Raw genomic sequence first — 19046 nt, 5'->3', positions numbered from 1 at the left:
CATGGGCTTAAAAAATTTCCTCGAGAAGATTGAGCCAAACTTCGAAAAAGGCGGCAAGTACGAAAAGTGGTACGCCTTATACGAAGCCGCAGCTACAATTTTCTACACGCCAGGCAAAGTGACGAAGGGCATTACCCACGTAAAAGATAGCGTTGACTTGAAACGCATCATGATTTTAGTGTGGATGATGACTTTCCCAGCAATGTTCTGGGGTATGTACAACGTAGGTAACCAAGCCGCTATGGCATTGGCGAACGGCTACGAGTTAGCTGACATTTGGCAGGTGGGCTTGTTCCAGTTGCTTGGTGGTGATTTCGCTGGCGCGGGCTGGGGTACCAAAATGTTTTACGGTGCCTGTTTCTTCGTTCCTGTTTATGCAACCACATTTATTGTGGGCGGCTTTTGGGAAGTAATATTCGCCTCGGTGCGTAAGCATGAAATCAACGAAGGCTTCTTCGTTACTTCTGTACTGTTTGCCTTAACCTTGCCTGCCACCATGCCACTATGGCAAGTTGCGCTAGGTATCACCTTCGGTGTGGTGATTGGTAAAGAAGTGTTCGGCGGTACTGGACGCAACTTCTTGAACCCTGCGCTTACCGGTCGAGCTTTCTTGTACTTTGCCTTCCCAGCTGCAATTTCCGGTGAGCAAGTATGGACAGCCGTTGATGGCTTCTCAGGTGCAACCTTGCTTGGCCAGGCTGCTTCAGGTGTCGATTATTTCGCTGACATGGATCTCTGGTGGAACGCTTTCTTAGGTAACATCCAAGGTTCAATGGGTGAAGTTTCAACCCTGATGATTCTTATTGGCGGTTTAGCACTTATTTATTTCAGAATTGCATCATGGCGTATTGTGTCAGGTGTGTTCGTGGGTATGGCTGCGTTGGCGTTCTTGTTCAATGCTATCGGTAGCGATACCAATCCAATGTTTGCAATGCCATGGTACTGGCACTTGGTTGTTGGTGGTTTTGCCTTCGGTATGATGTTCATGGCAACCGACCCAGTATCTGCATCATTCACCAACAAAGGTAAGTTCGCTTACGGTTTCTTAATCGGTGCAATGACAGTTCTTATCCGTGTGGTAAACCCTGCGTACCCAGAGGGGATTATGTTAGCGATTCTGTTCGCGAACGTATTCGCGCCGCTGTTTGACCACTTTGTTGTTCAATCAAACATTAAACGGAGAATGGCACGCAATGGCTAATAAAAACGAATCACTTGGGAAAACGCTATTTGTCGTTGTCGCGCTCTGTTTAGTGTGCGCGATAATCGTGGCGGGTTCAGCAGTTGGTTTAAAACCACTGCAACAGAAAAACGCAGCGTTAGATATGCAACGTAACGTTTTGGATGCTGCAGGTTTGTTAACTCCTGAAACTGACGTCATCGGATTGTTTGAAGAACGTGTTGAAACACGTTTATTCAACTTGAATACGCTTGAAGAAGTGGAGTCGGTTGACGGTAAAAACCCAACAGAATATGACCCAATTGCTTCTGCTAAGAAAGCTGGTCTAGGTACTAAGCTGGATAAAAAAGTAGATGTGGCTGGTATTGGCTCACGTGAAGACGTTGCTAAAGTTTACTTTATCAACGATGCACAAGGTGAGTTAGAAACTGTTGTGGTTTACATTCGTGGTTACGGTTTGTGGGGTACTATGTATGGCTTTATGGCTGTAGCACCGGACATGAACACGGTGAAAGGTATCAACTACTACGAACACACTGAAACTCCGGGCCTTGGCGGCGAAATCCAGAATCCAAACTGGGCTGCAAGCTGGGAAGGCAAAGAAATTTATGAAAGCGACAGCGTGGCGTTGGAAGTTACAAAGAATGTGACTGACAAAGACCATCAAGTGGACGCGCTTTCGGGTGCGACGCTAACGAGTAATGGTGTTGAGAACACCATGCAGTTCTGGTTCAGCGATAACGCTTACGGCCCGCTGTTTGATAAAATTCGTAAAGGGGAGCTGAACTAATGGCTAGTGCAAAAGAAGTTAAAGAGGTTCTGTTTGGACCGATTTTTGCCAACAACCCAATCGCTTTGCAAATTCTAGGTATTTGTTCTGCATTGGCGGTTACCTCAAAAATGGAAAACACCTTGGTTATGTGTATCGCACTGACCTTTGTTACGGCGTTTTCAAACTTGTTTATCTCAATTATTCGTAATCACATTCCTTCGAGTGTGCGAATCATTGTGCAAATGACCATTATTGCCAGTTTGGTTATCGTGGTTGATCAGATTTTACGTGCTTATGCATACGGCATCGCAAAAGAACTCTCGGTATTTGTTGGTTTGATTATCACCAACTGTATCGTTATGGGACGCGCCGAAGCTTATGCCATGAAGAGCACGCCAGGTTTGTCGTTCTTAGACGGTATTGGTAACGGTTTAGGCTACTCAGTGGTGCTATTAACTGTTGGATTTATTCGTGAATTGTTTGGCTCGGGCAGCCTGTTTGGCTATCAGATCATGCAACTGGCTTCTGAAGGGGGTTGGTATCAGCCAATCGGCTTGTTGGTTCTACCACCAAGTGCGTTCTTCATTATCGGTGGCTTTATCTGGGTACTGCGTACCTTCCGTACCGAACAAGTAGAACCGAAGGATTAAGGGGCAGACCATGGAAGCTTATATCAGTTTATTTATTAAGGCGATTTTCGTTGAGAACTTAGCGTTATCGTTTTTCCTTGGTATGTGTACCTTCTTGGCGGTGTCTAAGAAAGTAACTACTGCCTTTGGCTTGGGCGTTGCGGTTATCGTGGTACTGGGTATCTCGGTTCCAGTAAACAACTTGGTTTATCACAACATTCTGGCGCCTGGCGCGTTGGATTGGGCTGGCTTTCCTGATGCCGACCTGAGCTTCTTGCGTTTCTTAACCTTCATCGGCGTTATCGCTGCGTTGGTTCAGATTCTAGAGATGGCATTGGATAAATACGTTCCTGCGTTATATAACGCATTGGGTATTTTCTTGCCGTTGATTACGGTTAACTGCGCAATCTTTGGTGGCGTTTCGTTCATGGTTGAGCGTGACTACACCTTCGGCGAAAGTGTGGTTTACGGTATCGGTAGCGGTATTGGCTGGGCTCTCGCGATTGTTGCATTAGCAGCAGTACGCGAAAAACTGAAATATGCAGACGTACCAGACGGCTTACGCGGTTTGGGCATTACATTTATTTCGGTTGGTCTAATTGGTTTGGGCTTTATGTCATTCTCTGGCGTATCCCTTTAAGAAGCACCGGTAACGATAGCAACGGATTAACGAGAGGTACAAGTCGATGCAAGGGCAAGATTTGACATTAATAGCGCTCGGCGTAGGCATGTTTACCTTGATTGTACTGATTTTGGTGGCGGTAATTATGATCGCTAAATCAAAATTGGTCCCTCAGGGTGATGTCGAGATTTTAATTAACGATGATGAAGACAAGAAAATTACTACCCAGCCAGGTACTAAGTTGCTTGGTGCATTAGCAAATGCGGGTATTTTCGTATCATCAGCGTGTGGTGGTGGTGGCTCATGTGGCCAGTGCCGCGTGGTTATCAAAGAAGGTGGTGGTGAGATTCTGCCAACTGAACGTGACCATATTAACCGTAAAGAAGCTCGTGAAGGCTGCCGTTTATCCTGTCAGGTGAACGTGAAGCAAGACATGAAAATCGAACTTCCTGAAGAAGTTTTCGGTATTCGTAAGTGGGATTGTACCGTTAAGTCAAACCACAACGTTGCAACCTTCATTAAAGAGTTTGTGGTGCAGTTGCCTGAGGGCGAAGATGTGCCATTCCGTGCCGGTGGTTATATTCAAATTGAATGCCCACCTCACCATGTGAAATTCAAAGATTTTGATATTGAAGAGAAATTCCGTGGCGACTGGGAACACTTTGGCTTCTTTAACTTAGAGTCAAAAGTTAACGAAGAAGTGATTCGTGCGTATTCAATGGCCAACTACCCAGACGAAAAAGGCATTATCATGCTGAACGTGCGTATTGCTACGCCACCTCCGCGTGATATGAGCTTGCCACCTGGGCAAATGTCATCGTATATCTTTAGCCTGAAACCAGGCGATAAAGTGACAATTTCTGGTCCGTTCGGTGAATTCTTTGCTAAAGAGACCAAAGCAGAAATGGTCTTCGTTGGCGGTGGTGCAGGTATGGCGCCAATGCGTTCACACATTTTCGACCAACTGCGTCGTTTGAATACTGATCGTAAGATGACGTTCTGGTATGGTGCGCGTTCGAAGAAAGAAATGTTCTATGTAGAAGATTTCGATATGTTGGCGCGTGAAAATGATAACTTTGAATGGAACGTTGCGTTGTCTGATCCACAACCAGAAGACAATTGGGAAGGCTATACCGGCTTTATCCATAACGTTTTATACGAAAACTATCTGAAAGATCACGAAGCTCCAGAAGATTGTGAGTTCTATATGTGTGGTCCGCCGATGATGAACGCAGCCGTTATCAAACTGTTGAAAGACTTAGGCGTTGAAGATGAAAACATCTTATTGGATGACTTTGGTGGCTAACCTCGGTGGCTAACCTAAACGTTTCACTTATTCTACGCGTGTGGCTAGCCCTATTTGGGCTGGCCTTTTTCGTTTCGTGCACGCATGTACCGCAGCAAATATCCGTTTCTGGCGAAACCATGGGTACCACGTACCATATTCGTTATGTGACGGCGAACCCCAATCATTCGCCAGAGCGTGTTAAAGAACGCGTTGATGGTGTGTTGCAGCAAATCAATAGTCAGATGTCGACCTATGACCCGAGTTCAGAACTTTCGGTGTTTAACAGCCGCCAAACCACTGAACCAGTCGTGGTGTCGCGGTCGTTAGAGACGGTTGTTCGCCGAGCACTGGAAATTGGTGCTGAAACCGATGGGTTGCTGGATGTTACGGTTGGGCCGTTGGTGAATTTGTGGGGTTTTGGTCCGCTCGGGCGGCCAGAAACTGTGCCGACAGAAGCTGAACTCAACGCTGTTCGTGATCAAGTTGGTTACCATTATTTATCGGTCAAAAACCACCAATTGACCAAAGCTGTACCGGATTTGTATGTTGACCTGTCAACTATCGCGAAGGGGTATGGCGTCGATCGCGTGGCTTTATTGCTTGAACAAATGGAGATTCAAAACTATTTGGTCGAGATTGGCGGCGAGATGCGCATGAAGGGCAGCAAGCCTGGTGAGCAGCCTTGGCGCATTGCCATTGAGCAACCAGTGTCACTTGAACGTGCGGTGCAACGGGTGATAGAGCCAGGCAATAACGCGGTCGCAACGTCGGGTGATTATCGCAACTATTTTGAAGAAGATGGTGTGCGTTACTCGCATATTATTGATCCGCGAAGTGGCTATCCAATTCAGCACAATCTGGTATCTGTTACTGTCATTACGGAAACCTGCATGGATGCCGATGCCTATGCTACCGCCTTAACAGTTATGGGGCCGGAGCAGGCACTGGAATTCGCCAATCGAAAAGGTTTGGCAGTATTGCTGGTTACCCGTGAAAACGAAGAATTTAAAGAGTACACTAGTACTGCATTCAAACGATTTGAGCAGTAGCTCAGGAGGTCCACATGGGCGTTTTTTTTGCTGTATTCGTCATCATGTTGGTGGTGGTATTGGCCATGTCGGTGGGCTTTATAGCCCAGCGCAAATCGATTTCAGGTAGCTGTGGTGGTATTTCATCGTTAGGTATGGAAAAAGCATGTGATTGCGATGACCCATGCGATGATAAAAAAGCGCGTATGGCTGAAGAAGCCCGCGCGGCCAAAGAAAAACAGTGGCAGGAAAATCGCATCGACCAATAACAAGGAGTTGATTCAATGGTAACGCCGGTACAAATTCGCCCGAAAGCGGCTGAAATTTATCTTGATTGTAACGCAACCACACCGGTGTTGCCGCAAATCGCTCAGGCCGTCGAACATGTCATGGAACATGTCTTCGGTAACCCCTCAAGCAGCCACATTGCTGGCTTACAAGCGCGCTATATTCTTGATAATACCCGTCGCCTTGGGCGACAGGTGATTGGCGCGCGCGCAGGGCGCCTATTTTTTACCAGTGGTGCCACCGAAGGCATTCAAACCGCGGTATTGTCGGCCTTAATTGCGGCGCGAGATAACACCAATAGCGGTGCGCGCCGTTGGTTGTTGTATGGTGCAACAGAACACAAAGCGGTGCCGCAAGCGCTTGAGCACTGGAATAAGTTACTGCAACTTAATGCGGAGTTGAAAGCCATTCCGGTTGATAAGAATGGCTTGCTTGATCACCAGTTTATTGCTGAGCATGTTGGCGCTGCCCACATGATTTGCACCATGGCGGTAAACAATGAAACCGGCGTTAAGCAAGACCTCGTTGCACTAGAGAAGGTTATCCGTACGCACAATGAATCGGTGCCGTGGATGGTTGATTGTGTGCAGGCATTAGGTAAGCAACATCTACAGATTTCTGAAACCACCATTGATTATGCGCCATTTAGTGGGCACAAGCTGTATGGACCGAAAGGCATCGGCTTTATTTATGTGCGCGACGCGGCGCCATTTACCCCATTAATCATCGGCGGCGGGCAGGAACAAGGTCAGCGGTCCGGTACCGAGAACTTGCCAGGCATTGCTGCTTTGCATGCGCTGTTTGAGTTGTTGTTAGATAAGCAGCAACGTGTATTTCAAACTGAAGAAACATTGGAAGCCTACCGCGCCCAGTTGTTAGCGGCCTTGCGTAGTGTGTTTCCTACCTTACAGTTAAATCATGACTTCAAGCATTCGGTACCTACTACGCTGAACTTTTCCGTTCGCGGTGTGCCGTCGCGCGACATTATGGACGTGTTTGATGCGGCTAATATTCGAGTCAGCTCTGGCTCTGCATGCAGTTCAGGTGTTACCCAAAGCTTTGTGCTTGATGCGATGGGGTTAGAGAAATGGCGTTCAAGCTCAGCCATTCGCTTGTCATTTGGCCCCGCCACACAAGCAGCAACGATTGATGCTGCTTGTGAACGCATTCGTGATGCGGCTAAAGCTTTGCGTCAGTCATGCTTGCTGGTTTCTGATATCAACGAAGATATAGACAGTGATTTAGATGGCGTGGTGCAATTGCGTTTTGATACCCACTGTTGCTATTTGTTGATTGATAAAGCGGCTAAGGAAATGGCGGTCATCGACCCTGTTCCGGAACTCGCTGAACGCATTGAGCGATTAGTTGCGTGTCAAAATTATAAAGTGCGGGCTGTGCTGTCGACGCAACCGCATCAACCTGATAGCCCAGCCGCGATGTTAGCGCAATTATTATGCGCAAGTGGTTGTAGCGCTGCGCGCGACGCGGTGGGTTGGCCCGAGCAGCACGTTGGTGGCTGTGATGCTCCTGCTGAGTGCGAGACACCGGTGTTTGGCTGTTTGCCGGTTGGTAAGCGCCGACTTTATCGTGTTGGCACACGGTTGCCAGTTTATCTGTTGAGTTCACCGTTGGCGGCAGAGCATCCGTCTCCGCATGTCGATTTTGCCTTTATCGGTGAGCATCAAGACGCCAAACTGCTTAAGTCTTTGGTTCATGACCAAACGTTATTACTTGCTAGCCGCGATGACTCGTTCCGCGTGGTACAGCGGCTTTGTGAAGTTGCCGATGAATGCGTGGCTTGTCAGTTGGTTGATGTGCCTTTAGAGCAGCAACAAGAATGGCTAAAACAGCCAGAGACTTTAGTTGTCGACGTGCGCGAGCAGCAAGAGCATCAAGTTCGCGAGCTGTCGGTGGATGCTGAAGTTATCAATGTACCGCTGACACGCTTGGTGCAATTTATTTACACCCACCGAGACAAGTTTGCTCAGCGGCCTATCGTTTGTGTGTGCCGCTCTGGTCACCGCAGTGCGGTAGCGGCACAAGTGTTAGCCCGCCACGGATTTTGCAAAGTGAGTCATTTAACTGGCGGAACTGCTTTACTCATCGAAGCTGATGCGCGCGACGTACCCTTCCTTGCCAACTAAATAGCAGCGATTTTGAATGCAGGCGCTGTTCCACACGTTGGCGTCGCTCAATGACTGCCAGCGTTGTTCGGACGCGTGAAAATAAGCCGCGCCAGCGGGGTTGGATACAATCATGTCTTGGTTAGCACGCACGGTTAGACTATAAAGTGCACCTTCCAGTGGCGGCTCAGCCAAGGGCGTAAAGGTATCGTCTTTGTATTCCACCAAGCGGGGGCGTGCAGCGGCGTTGCTTAAATCACCGCCAGCTAACAATACGTGGGTTTCACTGAATGGCCAAACACTAGCAATACCAGCTCCTGGACCTGCAGGAAGCGGCGTATCAATGGCCTTGAAACGAATGCCAAAATTACGTTTTACTAACAGCCGTGCGGTATGCCCGTTGGCAGTACCAATAGCCCAAACTTTATTGTTATAGCGTACACAGCCGCCGCTCGCAGCCAAACCACCTTCATCGGGTAGGGGCTGGCTGTCGACCACATTACTGGCAGAAAGCCAGTTGCGACCGTCCGCACTGCGCACCATTTCCCATCTGCTTTCTTTACTGTCACCGTAAACCCACGCTTCGTTAGAACTGGCTGTTGCAATGCAGTTTAGAAATTGATTGCTACCGGCGCGAAAACGCAGTTGCCAGTCACGGCCGCCGTTTGAGGTGTAATAAATTCGGGAGTCACCATTTTCGCCAATGCTGAGTGCATATGCATGGTTGGCATCGAGTGCTTCAATATCACGAAACTGGAGCGTTGCTGAGGCGGGTTGTGAAAAGTCCCACGTTTCGCCAGCGTCAAGGCTGCGCGCTATGGTGGCGTTGGAGCCGCTCAACCACACTACATTCGTGGTTGGCGCACTCACGCCTATCCAGTGCACATCGGTTTTTGTTTCAAGTGCCGCAACGTTTATTGTTGCGGCCATCGCCATGGTTACAGCTAGCATAGAGTTCGTTGCCTTTAGCCCGAGTTGTAGTATGTATCGTGGCGCGTTCAGCGCCGAAACACAAGCTAACTGTCGCGTTTAATCGGCAATCGCTGTAAACGTAGCGCGTTCAGTACCACCGATACAGAGCTTAAGGCCATCGCACCACCAGCCAACCAAGGTGCTAAGAGCCCCGCCGCAGCAACAGGGATGCCTAAGGTGTTATACGCAAATGCCCAAAATAAGTTCTGGCGGATGTTACGAACCGTTTTCTCGCTGACGTAAAGTGCATCAACTAAACTGCGTAAATCAGCTCGCATAAGCGCGATATCCGCAGTTTCGAGTGCAACATCAGTACCTGTACCCATAGCGATACCGACGTCGGCAGAGGCGAGTGCTGGGGCATCGTTAATACCATCACCGACCATGGCAACCAATTCGCCTTGTGCTTGTAATTTCTTCACATGCTCAGCTTTGAGTTCCGGCAGTACCTCAGCAAATATATGCTCAATGCCGACTTGTTTGGCGATGGCATCGGCGGTGCGCTGATTGTCCCCGGTGATCATGACAACTTTGAGGCCGCGTTGCTTTAATGCACTAACGGCTTCTTTAGCATGCTCGCGCACGGTGTCGGCAACAGCAACAATGCCGACAGCTTGTTGATTCCAACTGATCAACATGGCAGTTTTGCCTTGTTGTTCCAATGCTTCTTTACGTTCTTGCCATGTATCGCAGGTAATATCGTTGTCCTGCATCAGTCGGCTGTTACCCAAACGAATCGTATGCTGACTGTTATTGAGTGTGATTTTTGCGGACACACCGCGCCCTTCATGGGCATGAAAGTTGCTAATGCTTAGCTGTTTGGTTGTTTCGTCTATGCCGCTGACAATCGCTTGCGCTAACGGGTGCTCCGACTGTTGCTCAAGCGCTTTGATAGCAGCTTTTAAGTCACTTTCGCTAAGTTCTTCAGTGTCTTTTAGATCAAGCTCCAGATCAGTGAGCTTGGGTTTGCCTTCGGTAATGGTTCCGGTTTTATCAAGCACTATGGTTGTCACATTGTGCGTAATTTCGAGCACATCGCTTTGCTTAAATAGCACGCCCATTTGCGCTGCCCGTCCAGAGCCCGCCATAATCGAGGTTGGGGTGGCTAAACCGAGTGCACAGGGGCAAGCAATGACTAATACCGCCACCGTTGCTTCGAGCGCTGAACCATAATCGCCAGGCTCGAGCCAGAACGCCCAAACCAAAAATGTAACCAAAGCTATACCCAATACAACGGGCACGAAAATAGCGGATACGCGATCGGCAAGACGTTGAATAGGGGCCTTGGAGTTTTGCGCTTGCTCAACAACTTTGATGATTTGTGCTAGCGCCGAGTCTTTACCCAAGCGCGTGACTTGAGCTTTAATGAAACCGTTTTTATTTACCGTGCCACCAGTTAGGTTATCGCCTTCATGTTTATCTACCGGCACGCTTTCGCCTGTCAGCATGGATTCGTCGACTGCACTTTCGCCGGATATCACTTTACTGTCGGCAGGAACCTGCTGACCGGGCTTAATATGCACCAAGTCGTCAACTTTAAGTGATGCTACATCAACGTTCTCAGTGGTGCCGTCAACAAGCTCCCGAATGGCTTGTTTGGGTTGCAGATTTAGCAGTTGTTTAATGGCCGCAGAAGAACGGCCTTTAGCCCGCGCTTCAAACCACTTACCGAGTAGGATGAGCGTGATCAGTACCGCGCTGGTTTCAAAGTAGAGGCCTTGATGGGCAACCTCAGCGCCGCCAGTTGTGGCAAGGTACACACTGTAGAAGTAAGCCGCCGAGGTGCCCAGCGCAACCAACACATCCATATTGGCCGCACCGCCGCGCAAGGCGGTGTAGCTGCCTTTATAAAACTGCCAACCGATAATAAATTGCACGGGTGTTGCGAGGGCCATTTGCACCCACGGGTTCATGACCCACTCGGGCACATAAATGCCCTGGGTCCAGCTGAAATGGCCGACCATGCTATACAGCAAAGGTGCCGATAAAATAGCTGCGGCAATGAATTTAATAAACTGAATGCGCTGTGCTTGCTCGCGCTGGTCAGGTTCATCAGCACTGCCTTTGTCATGGTCAATAACGCTGGCGTCATACCCTGCGTCCTTCACTGCTTGAACCAACGCATCAGGTGCTAGGTTTTCACCTTCAACCGCAGCGACCTCATTGGCGAAGTTAACATTCACAGAGGTGACGCCTGTGACCGTATTCAGTGCTTTTTCAATTGATTTAGCACAGCCGGCACAACTCATGCCCGCTAGCTGTAATTGATACTGTTGCGTAGCCATAGAAATCTCCTCAGCGTTTCAATAAACGCTCAATGGTGGTGTCTAGTTCATCCAGCACACTGTCATCACCTGCATTGAGCCGATGTTTGACACAGCTGTGCATGTGTTGGGTGAGTAGCTTGCGAGAAACTCCAGTCAGAGCAGCTTGCACCGAAGCTATCTGATTTAAAATGTCGTCGCAGTACGTGTCGGTTTCGACCATCCGTTGCAGACCTCGCACCTGGCCTTCTATTCGGGCAAGTCGTTGTTTTAAATTTTGTTTTAACTTATCAGGGTGCGGCGTAACAGTGTGCTTCATCATTAAAACCTCGGTTATATGATGAATAAAGTATAGGGGGCTACCCTATAAAGATCAAGGGCGTTAATCGTTATTCGTACGTTCGCTACGCTCACTATTCGTCCGTGCTGCGCACTGTTCGAAAAGCGAAGCGCACGAGCAGCGCAGCGTACGAACAGCGAAGCGCACGAATAACGCTTTCAGGTTTTACTGTGCGTTTAGGGATTGATTATTCACGCCGATGCTATCGTCCGCCATCAAATACACATACAACGGCATTAAATCCGCTGGGGTCTTTAGTTTGTTGGGATCTTCGGCTGGGTAGGCTTTTGAACGCATGGTGGTGCGAGTGGCGCCTGGGTTAATCACATTCACGCGCAAATTGGTGCCATCGTACTCGTCGGCCATAACTTGTGCTAAACCTTCGGTTGCAAATTTGCTGACGGCGTAAGGGCCCCAAAAGGCTTTGCCTTGGCGGCCGACACCTGAAGACGTGAACACGATGCTTGCGTGCGGTGCTTTCTTCAAAGCTGGCATTAACGCTTGAGTCATCATGAATTGTGCGGTGACGTTTACTTGCATGATGTCGTTCCACGAGTCGTGGTCAATGTGCTCAAACGGTGACAACACCCCCAACAAGCTTGCATTCTGTAGCAGGCCGTCGAGGTGTCCAAACTGTTCAACAATAGTGGCAGCCATGCCTTGGTAGTGAGATTTTGTCGCACCTTTCATGTCAAGTGGAACAATTGCTGGCTCAGGGCCACCTGCGGCAACGATCTCATCGTAAACCGCTTCAAGCTTCTTCACTGTGCGACCGAGTAGAATTACAGTGGCGCCGCAATGGGCAAAGGTTTTAGCTGCTTCACGACCGATTCCGTCGCCAGCGCCGGTCACTAAAATCGTTTTACCGGCAAGTGAATCGGGTTTTATCGCGTAATCTTTTGGGGCATTTTCTTGGGTATTCTTTTGGGTATTATGCATTGCGTTCATTTTATGCTTACACTCTAGTTAACTGAACGTTTAAATTAATATGTGGATTCGGTAAGTGTACTGGTTTTTGCTATTATTCTCAGCAGGTGCAGATAAATTATTGAGAAATACTTTCAAGTTACGCTCAGACAGTGTATAAAATTTTGTTAATTAAAACGTCTTGTCGTACCAGTTTAAAAAGGCGATGATAGGCGAAACGAACAATAGCATCCTGCAGGTGCTCAATACATAACAACACGAACAAGGATTGGGGAAGCCTCATGAAAAAACTCTTGCTTGTAACAGCGATCGGTAGCGCACTCAGCTTAGTCGGCTGTGGTAGCGGCGAAGATGCGCCAGAATCGGTGAAAGCCGAATATCAAGTAGCAGCAACACGCGTTGTATTTGACCCGTCAAACGGTCAGGTACCCGTGCCGAGCAATATTTTGTTAGGTGGTACTGTAGACGGTACCCTTAATATTCCTGTGGCCGACCCAACTGACGGTGGAAACCCGCAGGTTGCGATTAACGGCTTAGACGGTTGGGGCACGCACTCAACGTTAACATTCAGCTTTTCATTGCCAACAGATGAAAACGGTGACCAGGTTACTGTAAGCGCAGCGTCGCTTGAAGCTCCCGGTTCAATCCGTGTATTTGAAACCATCATGGGTGGCAGTGACGTGAGCGCCTCTTGTGCCGCAGCGCCAAGCCCAGCAGTAACCTGTGCGGTAGCCGCTGAGCTGGTTCATGGTCAAGACTTTATCGTGAAAGCTACCGGCCCTGCAGGTGTTGCAGTGGTGCCGTTGAAGCCATTTAAAGCGAAAACGGGTTACTTGGCTGTGTTGACCGATAACATTCAAGATTCACTTGGTCGTACGGTAAAAGCATCGCAAACTTATGGTTTGATGAAACGTCCCGTTAGCACTGATCCAGTTTCTGCTGATCCATCTGCGCAAAGCTTGCAAGGCTTAATCAACAGCCACGAAGCGGCATTGGCTGCGCATGGTGTAGATACTGATACCGTAACTTACGCGTCAAGCTTCACCACGCAATCAACGGCTGATGCGTTCTACATGGTAAAAACCATGATGGCTGCACAGTTCTCTGCAACTGCGCAAGCAGGTACGCCGTCACCGTCATTGGGTGTGGCGCCGTTAGGTTACAACGCAGCGCAAGCTTTGGTTCAGGCGGGTGCATTACCAAATGACCCATCGAATCCAGCATATCAGCTGTCTAGCACCGCTCAGGTTTACGGTGGCCAGGTTACATTGCCTTATTTCTCGCCGTTGCCAACCGCTGAAAGCCCAACTGCACCTTTAGAAGGTCGTTGGATGGCGAAATGTGACAGCGGTGTATCTGTACTTGGTGCAATTCAAGCCGGTGCCATTGATCCAACCAACACACCGTCAATTGACCCAACGTGGTTAAGCGGTGGCGCAGCAACATTTATCCCAGCTTGGGTGCAAGCATGTTTACAAGCGAGCACACCAGAAGCTGTTGCAGCAATGGACTTCCCAGGCGTTGATGAAGAACGTCACGTGACTAAATTCAACCCAGTACCTGCGGTACAAGCTAACGTCACCATAGATGCTGTGGTTACAGTGCCTGATTTGGCAACTGTGAATGCAGTGCGTGGCGGTATGGGTATGGATCCAATCACCATGCCAGCTGACGGTTGGCCAATTGCGATTTTCCAACACGGTATTACCGCATATAAAGAAACGTCACTGTCGTTAGCCGGTATGATGGCATTGAATGGTGTTGCGACTGTTGCTATTGACCATCCGTTGCACGGTGACCGTGGCTTCGGTGCTATCAATGCAACCTCAGGTAAAGGCCCAGCAACCGCTTACATGAATCTAGGTAGCTTGTTGACGACCCGTGACAACTTACGTCAGTCGGTATCAGATTTGCTTGGTTTGCGCTTAAGCTTGAATGCAACTAACGCTCCAATTGATGCAGACCGCGTTTACTTTGCGGGTCACTCGCTGGGTGCGATTGCTGGTACTGCATTTAGCTCAGTAGCAAATACGCCAATGACTGGGCCATTAGAAGCCGCTTCTGCGCTGTTCTCAGTTCAGGGTAGCTCGTTCATGGCACCAGGTGGCAGCATTGCCAACTTCTTGTTGGCGTCAAATAGCTTTGGCCCGGTTATTAAGAGCCAATTGCTGTATGCACAAAGCGCTGATTTTGCAGCGGCTGTTAACGCAGCTGCAGAAGCTGAAGGTGTCGCACCAACAGACCCTGAATTCCAAGGCTTGTTGATTTCAGTTTATGACCAGTTCTGGGCAAGCCTAAGTGGCGCCGAGCAAGCTGCAATTACTTCGGTATTTGAGCAGTTCGCTTTCGCAGCTCAAACCGTGGTGGACTCAGCTGACCCAATCAACTACGCGTCAAGCTTAGTTGCGACGGAAACGCCTGTGCACTTAATTGAAGTTGTTGGCGATGGCGCTGAGAACTTACCTGATCAGGTTATTCCGAATGCTGTGGCGAATAAGCCACTGGCAGGTACAGAGCCATTGATTACGGCATTAGGGTTAGAAGCAGTAACTGAAACCTTAGTGACTGTAGATGGTACGCCGGTTTCTGGTGCAGTGCGCTTCACGGCGGGTAGCCACGGTTCAATTGTTGACCCATCGGCTTCACCTGAGGCAACGCAAGAAATGCAGACGCAAACTGCGGTTTGGTTCAGCACAGATAACACGGTTATTCCTGTTCAAAACCCAGATGTTGTGCAACCATAAACAACAGCGAAGAATGAATAAAAAGGCCGCTTCGTCGGCCTTTTTTTATGGAGAAAAACGATGTGGGAAATAGCACAAGATTTAATGGTTTTCGTACTGAAGGCAGCAGTTATTGTGTTCGCCGTGATGCTCATTGTCGGTGTTATCGCACAGGCAGCGCAGCGTCAAAAAGGCCGTAAGGGCGAACTGGTTGTTGACCGTTTATCGGATGACTTACGTGATGGTGTGCATCGCTTAAAGCTTGAGTTGTTGGATAAGAAACACCGTAAGAAAATACAAAAAGAATTAAAGCGTAAGCAAAAAGAGCAAAAGGGCGCAAGCGCACGAAAGCGTATATTCGTGATCGATTTCAAAGGCAGCATGGATGCGCACGAAGTGGATTCGTTGCGCCGCGAAGTGAATGCCGTGGTGGCTGTCGCTGAGCCGGGCGAGCAAGTTATGGTGCGCTTAGAGAGCCCAGGTGGAGTCGTGCATGGTTATGGACTTGGGGCGGCTCAATTGCAGCGTTTACGGGATGCAGACTTAGAACTGATTGTGAGTGTCGACAAAGTTGCGGCCAGTGGCGGGTACATGATGGCTGCGGTCGCCAACCACATACAGGCAGCACCCTTTGCAATTATTGGTTCTATTGGCGTGCTGGCTCAGTTACCGAATTTTCATCGTTGGCTAAAGAAGCATGATGTTGATTTCGAGCAAGTTACGGCTGGCGAGTACAAGCGCACGTTAACGATGTTTGGTGAAAATACCGAAGAAGGGCGCCACAAATTTAAACAAGACCTTGAGAATATACATGAACAATTTAAGGCGCATATTCGTAAGTTTCGTCCAGAGTTAGATTTTGACAAAGTAGCAACTGGCGAATACTGGACTGCACAAGAAGCATTAACTTACGGCTTGGTTGACTCTCTGACAACCAGCGATGCTTGGTTATTAGAGCGTCGCGAAAGCCATGATATGTTTTTGGTGCGTTATGTGGTTAAAAAGAATATCGGTGAACGTGTTGGGCGTAACGTTGCGGCGGTACTCTATGCTGTTAAGAACTTTATCAGTAAAAATTAATCCAACATATTAATCCTACATAAAGGACAGATGAAGCCGGCATTACGCAGTAGAGGTGCACCATGAGCGATGATTTTGAATTGTTTCGTAGTGAGATGACCGGTGTAACACCGTTGGCGGGGCAGGACGTTGCGGATATTCGCACTGCCTTCGCGCCCACGCTGGCGCAACAAGAGCGCCGCAAGGCTGCCGAACAGCAGCTTGAAGAAGATATAAACTTTCTTTCCACGGAGTATGTCGATCTTGTCGAGCCGAGTGAGCTGCTTGCGTTTAAGCGAGATGGCGTTCAGCACGGCGTGTACAAACGGCTACGCCTTGGCCAATACCCGTTGGATGCAAGCTTGAATTTACATAACCATAGTTTGCGCCAAGCACGTGTTGCACTGTTCGAGTTTATTCAAGACTGTCACGCGAGTGGTGTGCGTTCGGCGTTGATTATTCATGGCCAAGGTAAGCACTCAAAGCCGCATCCAGCATTGATTAAAAGCTATGTGAACAAGTGGTTGCGTGAACTGGAGCCAGTTATGGCTTTTCATAGCGCGCAACGCCATCATGGTGGCAGCGGTGCCTTGTATCTGATGCTGCGTAAGAACGCCAACCAGAAACAGTTAAATCGTGAACGGCATCAACGTCGTTAATGGAGTGTGTATGGCACGTTCAAAGCTAAGTTTTATTATCATCAGTTTGGCGTTAGCGTTAACAAGTGTGCCCGCCAGCGCTGAACAGACCTTATCTGAGCGTCTTGGCGATATTTTACAAGAACGTGCCGATAGCCATCTCGGGGCTGATTTTGCCTACCGAAAATTGGAATTGATTACGCTACTTGGTGAGCTGCGTGCCGAAGATATTCGTTTAACGACCCGCGTGGAGGCGCTTGATGAAGGCCTCAATCAAGTTCTGCGAGCTGATCAGGTGTTGGTGAAGGGGGAGTGGCTTACGCCCCAGAAAAATAGTCTGGCGGTCGACTCAGTGGTTGCTCGTGATGCCCAGTTAACCGTTGCTTACTATGGCAAGGGCCAATCGAACCTGCATGCACTTTATGAAGCTGCAATGCGTCAGCAAGTGCTGCAGCGCGCTTCAAATTCGATTATGTGGCAAATAAAGCAGTCGCGTTTAGAAAACGTGGTGCTGAACCTATTTGACCAAGGTCAGCCTATACTCAGTGTACGTTTGGCGTTACTTAAACTTCCCCCTGCCCACGCCGATGATACCGCCGATACCTATATCGCTAAGTTGCTGTGGCCGGTATTAGAGCAGGTATTGGAGCAAGCAATGGCAGGCAATTCAGATGCAGTAGTGGATTATAGCCGGTTAACGCAGTTCATTTGGCGAGAAATTCGCTAAAAGAGCCGTTATTCGTTATTCGTTATTCGTTATTCGTTCGCTTCGCTGTTCGTCCGTGCTTCGCACTCTTCGAAGAGCGAAGCGTTCGAACAGTGAGCGAAGCGAACGTACGAATAACGATTAACGCTCTTGCCGTTAAAGGTTTCTTTCTTTCAAATCGGCTTTAGCGTCATTGAACACATCTTCATCCAATGCACCTTCGCTTTTTGCGACTACAACCGACACCATTGCGTCACCGGTTACATTCACTGCAGTGCGTGTCATATCAAGCAAGCGATCAACACCGATAATTAAACCAATGCCTTCAACGGGCAAGCCAACCTGACCAAGTACCATTGCCAGCATTATCATACCAACACCAGGTACACCTGCGGTGCCGACCGAAGCTAAGGTTGCGGTGAGTACCACCATCAGATAGTCAGCAATGGATAAATCGACCAGATAGACCTGTGCGATAAACACGGTTGCGACGCCTTGCATGATTGCCGTGCCGTCCATGTTGATGGTTGCGCCAAGCGGCACGGTGAATGAACCGACGCTATTGTGCACACCTAAACGTTTGGTTACGGTTTCAAGGGTAACCGGCATGGTGGCGTTTGAACTGGCAGTACTAAAACCAAAGATTTGAACTTCGCGCATTTTGCGTAAGAAAATCCTTGGGTTCATGCCTGACAAACCTTTCAGAATTACCGGGTAAGTGATGAGTGCATGGGCAATCAGCACAAATAATACCAACAAGAAGTACTTGCCGAGACTGAAGATGGTCTCAAACGAGGTTTCCGCGAACAGTTTCGCCATTAAGGCAAACACGCCATATGGGGCGATGTTCATCAGAATGATAACTAACTTCATGATGACTTCGTTAAAGTCATCAAATAGGGTTTTCACTCGGTCGCCCGCTTTACCCACTAATGCCATCGAGATACCAAACAACAGCGCAAACACAATGATTTGCAGCATATTGCCGTTGGCAAACGCATTGAATGGGTTGGTTGGGAATAAATCAATAATTACCTGAGCCAGCGACGGTGCTTGCGTCGGCTCGTAGGTTGCGTCCGTGGCGAGCTCAAGGCCCGTGCCCGGTTGTACCAGCACAGCCATAGCTATCGCAAAGGTTATGGCAATGGCGGTGGTGATGAGATACAAACCAACGGCTTTACCACCAAGGCGGCCTAATTTGCTTGGGTCGCTGAGTGAGCAAGTGCCTACCACCAAGGATACAAATACCAATGGCACCACTAACATTTGCAGTGAGGCGATAAATATTTGTCCAACAACGTAGAAAATACCCTTGGTCAAGTAGCCTTCGACAATGGTGCTGTCTGGGAATAGCGCTTTGAGTAAAATGCCGAGAACAATACCGGCAACCATCCCGATCACAATACGGCTCGTAAGGCTGAGCTTCTTTTTATTTTCTGACATACAAATTCCTTTCAATCACAGCGTGGCAATGTTGACGTGTGCGT

Annotated in this window: 17 protein-coding genes; 12 read left to right on the top strand and 5 right to left on the bottom strand. The window is 48.7% G+C overall.

Going from position 1 to position 19046, the window contains the following annotated elements:
- Window position 1 precedes the first annotated feature (1 nt).
- From EGC76_RS01120 to EGC76_RS01085, 8 genes are all read left to right on the top strand, one after another.
- On the top strand, window positions 2-1201 hold the full coding sequence (locus tag EGC76_RS01120; RefSeq protein WP_128351180.1) for an NADH:ubiquinone reductase (Na(+)-transporting) subunit B: 1200 nt from the start codon (window positions 2-4) through the stop codon (window positions 1199-1201).
- Window positions 1194-1970 carry a Na(+)-translocating NADH-quinone reductase subunit C gene (locus EGC76_RS01115; protein ID WP_128351179.1) on the top strand — a complete coding sequence of 259 codons (777 nt, stop codon included), beginning with the start codon at window positions 1194-1196 and terminating at the stop codon, window positions 1968-1970. Before EGC76_RS01120 ends, EGC76_RS01115 begins: the two co-directional genes overlap by 8 nt.
- The gene (locus tag EGC76_RS01110; RefSeq protein ID WP_128351178.1) at window positions 1970-2602 is read left to right on the top strand and encodes an NADH:ubiquinone reductase (Na(+)-transporting) subunit D; all 633 of its coding nucleotides are present in this window, start codon (window positions 1970-1972) and stop codon (window positions 2600-2602) included. The genes EGC76_RS01115 and EGC76_RS01110 overlap by 1 nt, the downstream gene beginning before the upstream one ends.
- Window positions 2603-2612: 10 nt before the next feature.
- Entirely contained in the window at window positions 2613-3221 is a 609-nt protein-coding gene (gene nqrE, locus EGC76_RS01105) for an NADH:ubiquinone reductase (Na(+)-transporting) subunit E (RefSeq protein ID WP_128351177.1), read from the top strand.
- A 61-nt stretch (window positions 3222-3282) separates the two neighbouring features.
- Entirely contained in the window at window positions 3283-4509 is a 1227-nt protein-coding gene (nqrF, locus tag EGC76_RS01100) for an NADH:ubiquinone reductase (Na(+)-transporting) subunit F (RefSeq protein ID WP_128351388.1), read from the top strand.
- 5 nt (window positions 4510-4514) lie between these two features.
- Window positions 4515-5540: an FAD:protein FMN transferase gene (locus tag EGC76_RS01095; protein ID WP_246013860.1), complete on the top strand. Its 1026-nt coding sequence runs from the start codon at window positions 4515-4517 to the stop codon at window positions 5538-5540.
- Between the two features lie 14 nt (window positions 5541-5554).
- Window positions 5555-5788 (top strand): (Na+)-NQR maturation NqrM, encoded by a 234-nt coding sequence (gene nqrM / locus EGC76_RS01090; RefSeq protein WP_128351176.1) that lies wholly within the window; start codon window positions 5555-5557, stop codon window positions 5786-5788.
- A 15-nt stretch (window positions 5789-5803) separates the two neighbouring features.
- Window positions 5804-7951, top strand: coding sequence for an aminotransferase class V-fold PLP-dependent enzyme (locus tag EGC76_RS01085; protein WP_128351175.1), 2148 nt, complete (start codon window positions 5804-5806; stop codon window positions 7949-7951).
- On the opposite strand, the gene EGC76_RS01080 is transcribed toward EGC76_RS01085, so the two are convergent.
- The 4 genes from EGC76_RS01080 to EGC76_RS01065 all read right to left on the bottom strand — a co-directional run bounded on the left by EGC76_RS01080 (window position 7904) and on the right by EGC76_RS01065 (window position 12445).
- Window positions 7904-8881 (bottom strand): WD40/YVTN/BNR-like repeat-containing protein, encoded by a 978-nt coding sequence (locus tag EGC76_RS01080; RefSeq protein WP_128351174.1) that lies wholly within the window; start codon window positions 8879-8881, stop codon window positions 7904-7906. The genes EGC76_RS01085 and EGC76_RS01080 overlap by 48 nt on opposite strands.
- 65 nt (window positions 8882-8946) lie before the next feature.
- Complete coding sequence (locus EGC76_RS01075) at window positions 8947-11187, bottom strand: heavy metal translocating P-type ATPase (RefSeq protein WP_128351173.1); 2241 nt, start codon at window positions 11185-11187, stop codon at window positions 8947-8949.
- Window positions 11188-11197: 10 nt separating this feature from the next.
- A complete protein-coding gene (locus EGC76_RS01070; RefSeq protein ID WP_128351172.1) occupies window positions 11198-11488 on the bottom strand; it encodes a metal-sensitive transcriptional regulator in 291 nt (96 codons plus the stop codon).
- A 183-nt stretch (window positions 11489-11671) separates the two neighbouring features.
- Window positions 11672-12445: a YciK family oxidoreductase gene (locus EGC76_RS01065; protein ID WP_128351171.1), complete on the bottom strand. Its 774-nt coding sequence runs from the start codon at window positions 12443-12445 to the stop codon at window positions 11672-11674.
- Between the two features lie 269 nt (window positions 12446-12714).
- Between EGC76_RS01065 and EGC76_RS01060 the strand changes: the two genes are divergently transcribed.
- From EGC76_RS01060 to EGC76_RS01045, 4 genes are all read left to right on the top strand, one after another.
- A complete protein-coding gene (locus EGC76_RS01060; protein WP_128351170.1) occupies window positions 12715-15177 on the top strand; it encodes a VolA/Pla-1 family phospholipase in 2463 nt (820 codons plus the stop codon).
- A 60-nt stretch (window positions 15178-15237) separates the two neighbouring features.
- Window positions 15238-16236, top strand: coding sequence for a protease SohB (gene sohB / locus EGC76_RS01055; protein ID WP_128351169.1), 999 nt, complete (start codon window positions 15238-15240; stop codon window positions 16234-16236).
- A 62-nt stretch (window positions 16237-16298) separates the two neighbouring features.
- The gene (gene smrA / locus EGC76_RS01050) at window positions 16299-16874 is read left to right on the top strand and encodes a DNA endonuclease SmrA (RefSeq protein WP_128351168.1); all 576 of its coding nucleotides are present in this window, start codon (window positions 16299-16301) and stop codon (window positions 16872-16874) included.
- Window positions 16875-16884: 10 nt separating this feature from the next.
- Window positions 16885-17580, top strand: coding sequence for a hypothetical protein (locus EGC76_RS01045; RefSeq protein WP_128351167.1), 696 nt, complete (start codon window positions 16885-16887; stop codon window positions 17578-17580).
- A gap of 135 nt (window positions 17581-17715) precedes the next feature.
- On the opposite strand, the gene EGC76_RS01040 is transcribed toward EGC76_RS01045, so the two are convergent.
- Window positions 17716-19002 (bottom strand): dicarboxylate/amino acid:cation symporter, encoded by a 1287-nt coding sequence (locus EGC76_RS01040; protein ID WP_128351166.1) that lies wholly within the window; start codon window positions 19000-19002, stop codon window positions 17716-17718.
- Window positions 19003-19046: the final 44 nt, after the last annotated feature.

This window comes from Pseudidiomarina gelatinasegens, from assembly GCF_004025325.1.
Classification (GTDB): Bacteria; Pseudomonadota; Gammaproteobacteria; order Enterobacterales; family Alteromonadaceae; genus Pseudidiomarina; species Pseudidiomarina gelatinasegens.
The sequence above is the reverse complement of the archived record's forward strand: the minus strand, read 5'-3'. Positions and strand labels throughout refer to the sequence as shown.

Coding starts and splice junctions, on each gene's coding strand:
- EGC76_RS01085 (WP_128351175.1), top strand. CDS start 5,804: ATGGTAACGCCGGTACAAATTCGCCCGAAAGCGGCTGAAATTTATCTT.
- nqrE (WP_128351177.1), top strand. CDS start 2,613: ATGGAAGCTTATATCAGTTTATTTATTAAGGCGATTTTCGTTGAGAAC.
- EGC76_RS01080 (WP_128351174.1), bottom strand. CDS start 8,881: ATGCTAGCTGTAACCATGGCGATGGCCGCAACAATAAACGTTGCGGCA.
- EGC76_RS01110 (WP_128351178.1), top strand. CDS start 1,970: ATGGCTAGTGCAAAAGAAGTTAAAGAGGTTCTGTTTGGACCGATTTTT.
- EGC76_RS01075 (WP_128351173.1), bottom strand. CDS start 11,187: ATGGCTACGCAACAGTATCAATTACAGCTAGCGGGCATGAGTTGTGCC.
- EGC76_RS01040 (WP_128351166.1), bottom strand. CDS start 19,002: ATGTCAGAAAATAAAAAGAAGCTCAGCCTTACGAGCCGTATTGTGATC.
- EGC76_RS01045 (WP_128351167.1), top strand. CDS start 16,885: ATGGCACGTTCAAAGCTAAGTTTTATTATCATCAGTTTGGCGTTAGCG.
- EGC76_RS01065 (WP_128351171.1), bottom strand. CDS start 12,445: ATGCATAATACCCAAAAGAATACCCAAGAAAATGCCCCAAAAGATTAC.
- EGC76_RS01120 (WP_128351180.1), top strand. CDS start 2: ATGGGCTTAAAAAATTTCCTCGAGAAGATTGAGCCAAACTTCGAAAAA.
- smrA (WP_128351168.1), top strand. CDS start 16,299: ATGAGCGATGATTTTGAATTGTTTCGTAGTGAGATGACCGGTGTAACA.
- nqrM (WP_128351176.1), top strand. CDS start 5,555: ATGGGCGTTTTTTTTGCTGTATTCGTCATCATGTTGGTGGTGGTATTG.
- EGC76_RS01060 (WP_128351170.1), top strand. CDS start 12,715: ATGAAAAAACTCTTGCTTGTAACAGCGATCGGTAGCGCACTCAGCTTA.
- EGC76_RS01070 (WP_128351172.1), bottom strand. CDS start 11,488: ATGATGAAGCACACTGTTACGCCGCACCCTGATAAGTTAAAACAAAAT.
- EGC76_RS01115 (WP_128351179.1), top strand. CDS start 1,194: ATGGCTAATAAAAACGAATCACTTGGGAAAACGCTATTTGTCGTTGTC.
- sohB (WP_128351169.1), top strand. CDS start 15,238: ATGTGGGAAATAGCACAAGATTTAATGGTTTTCGTACTGAAGGCAGCA.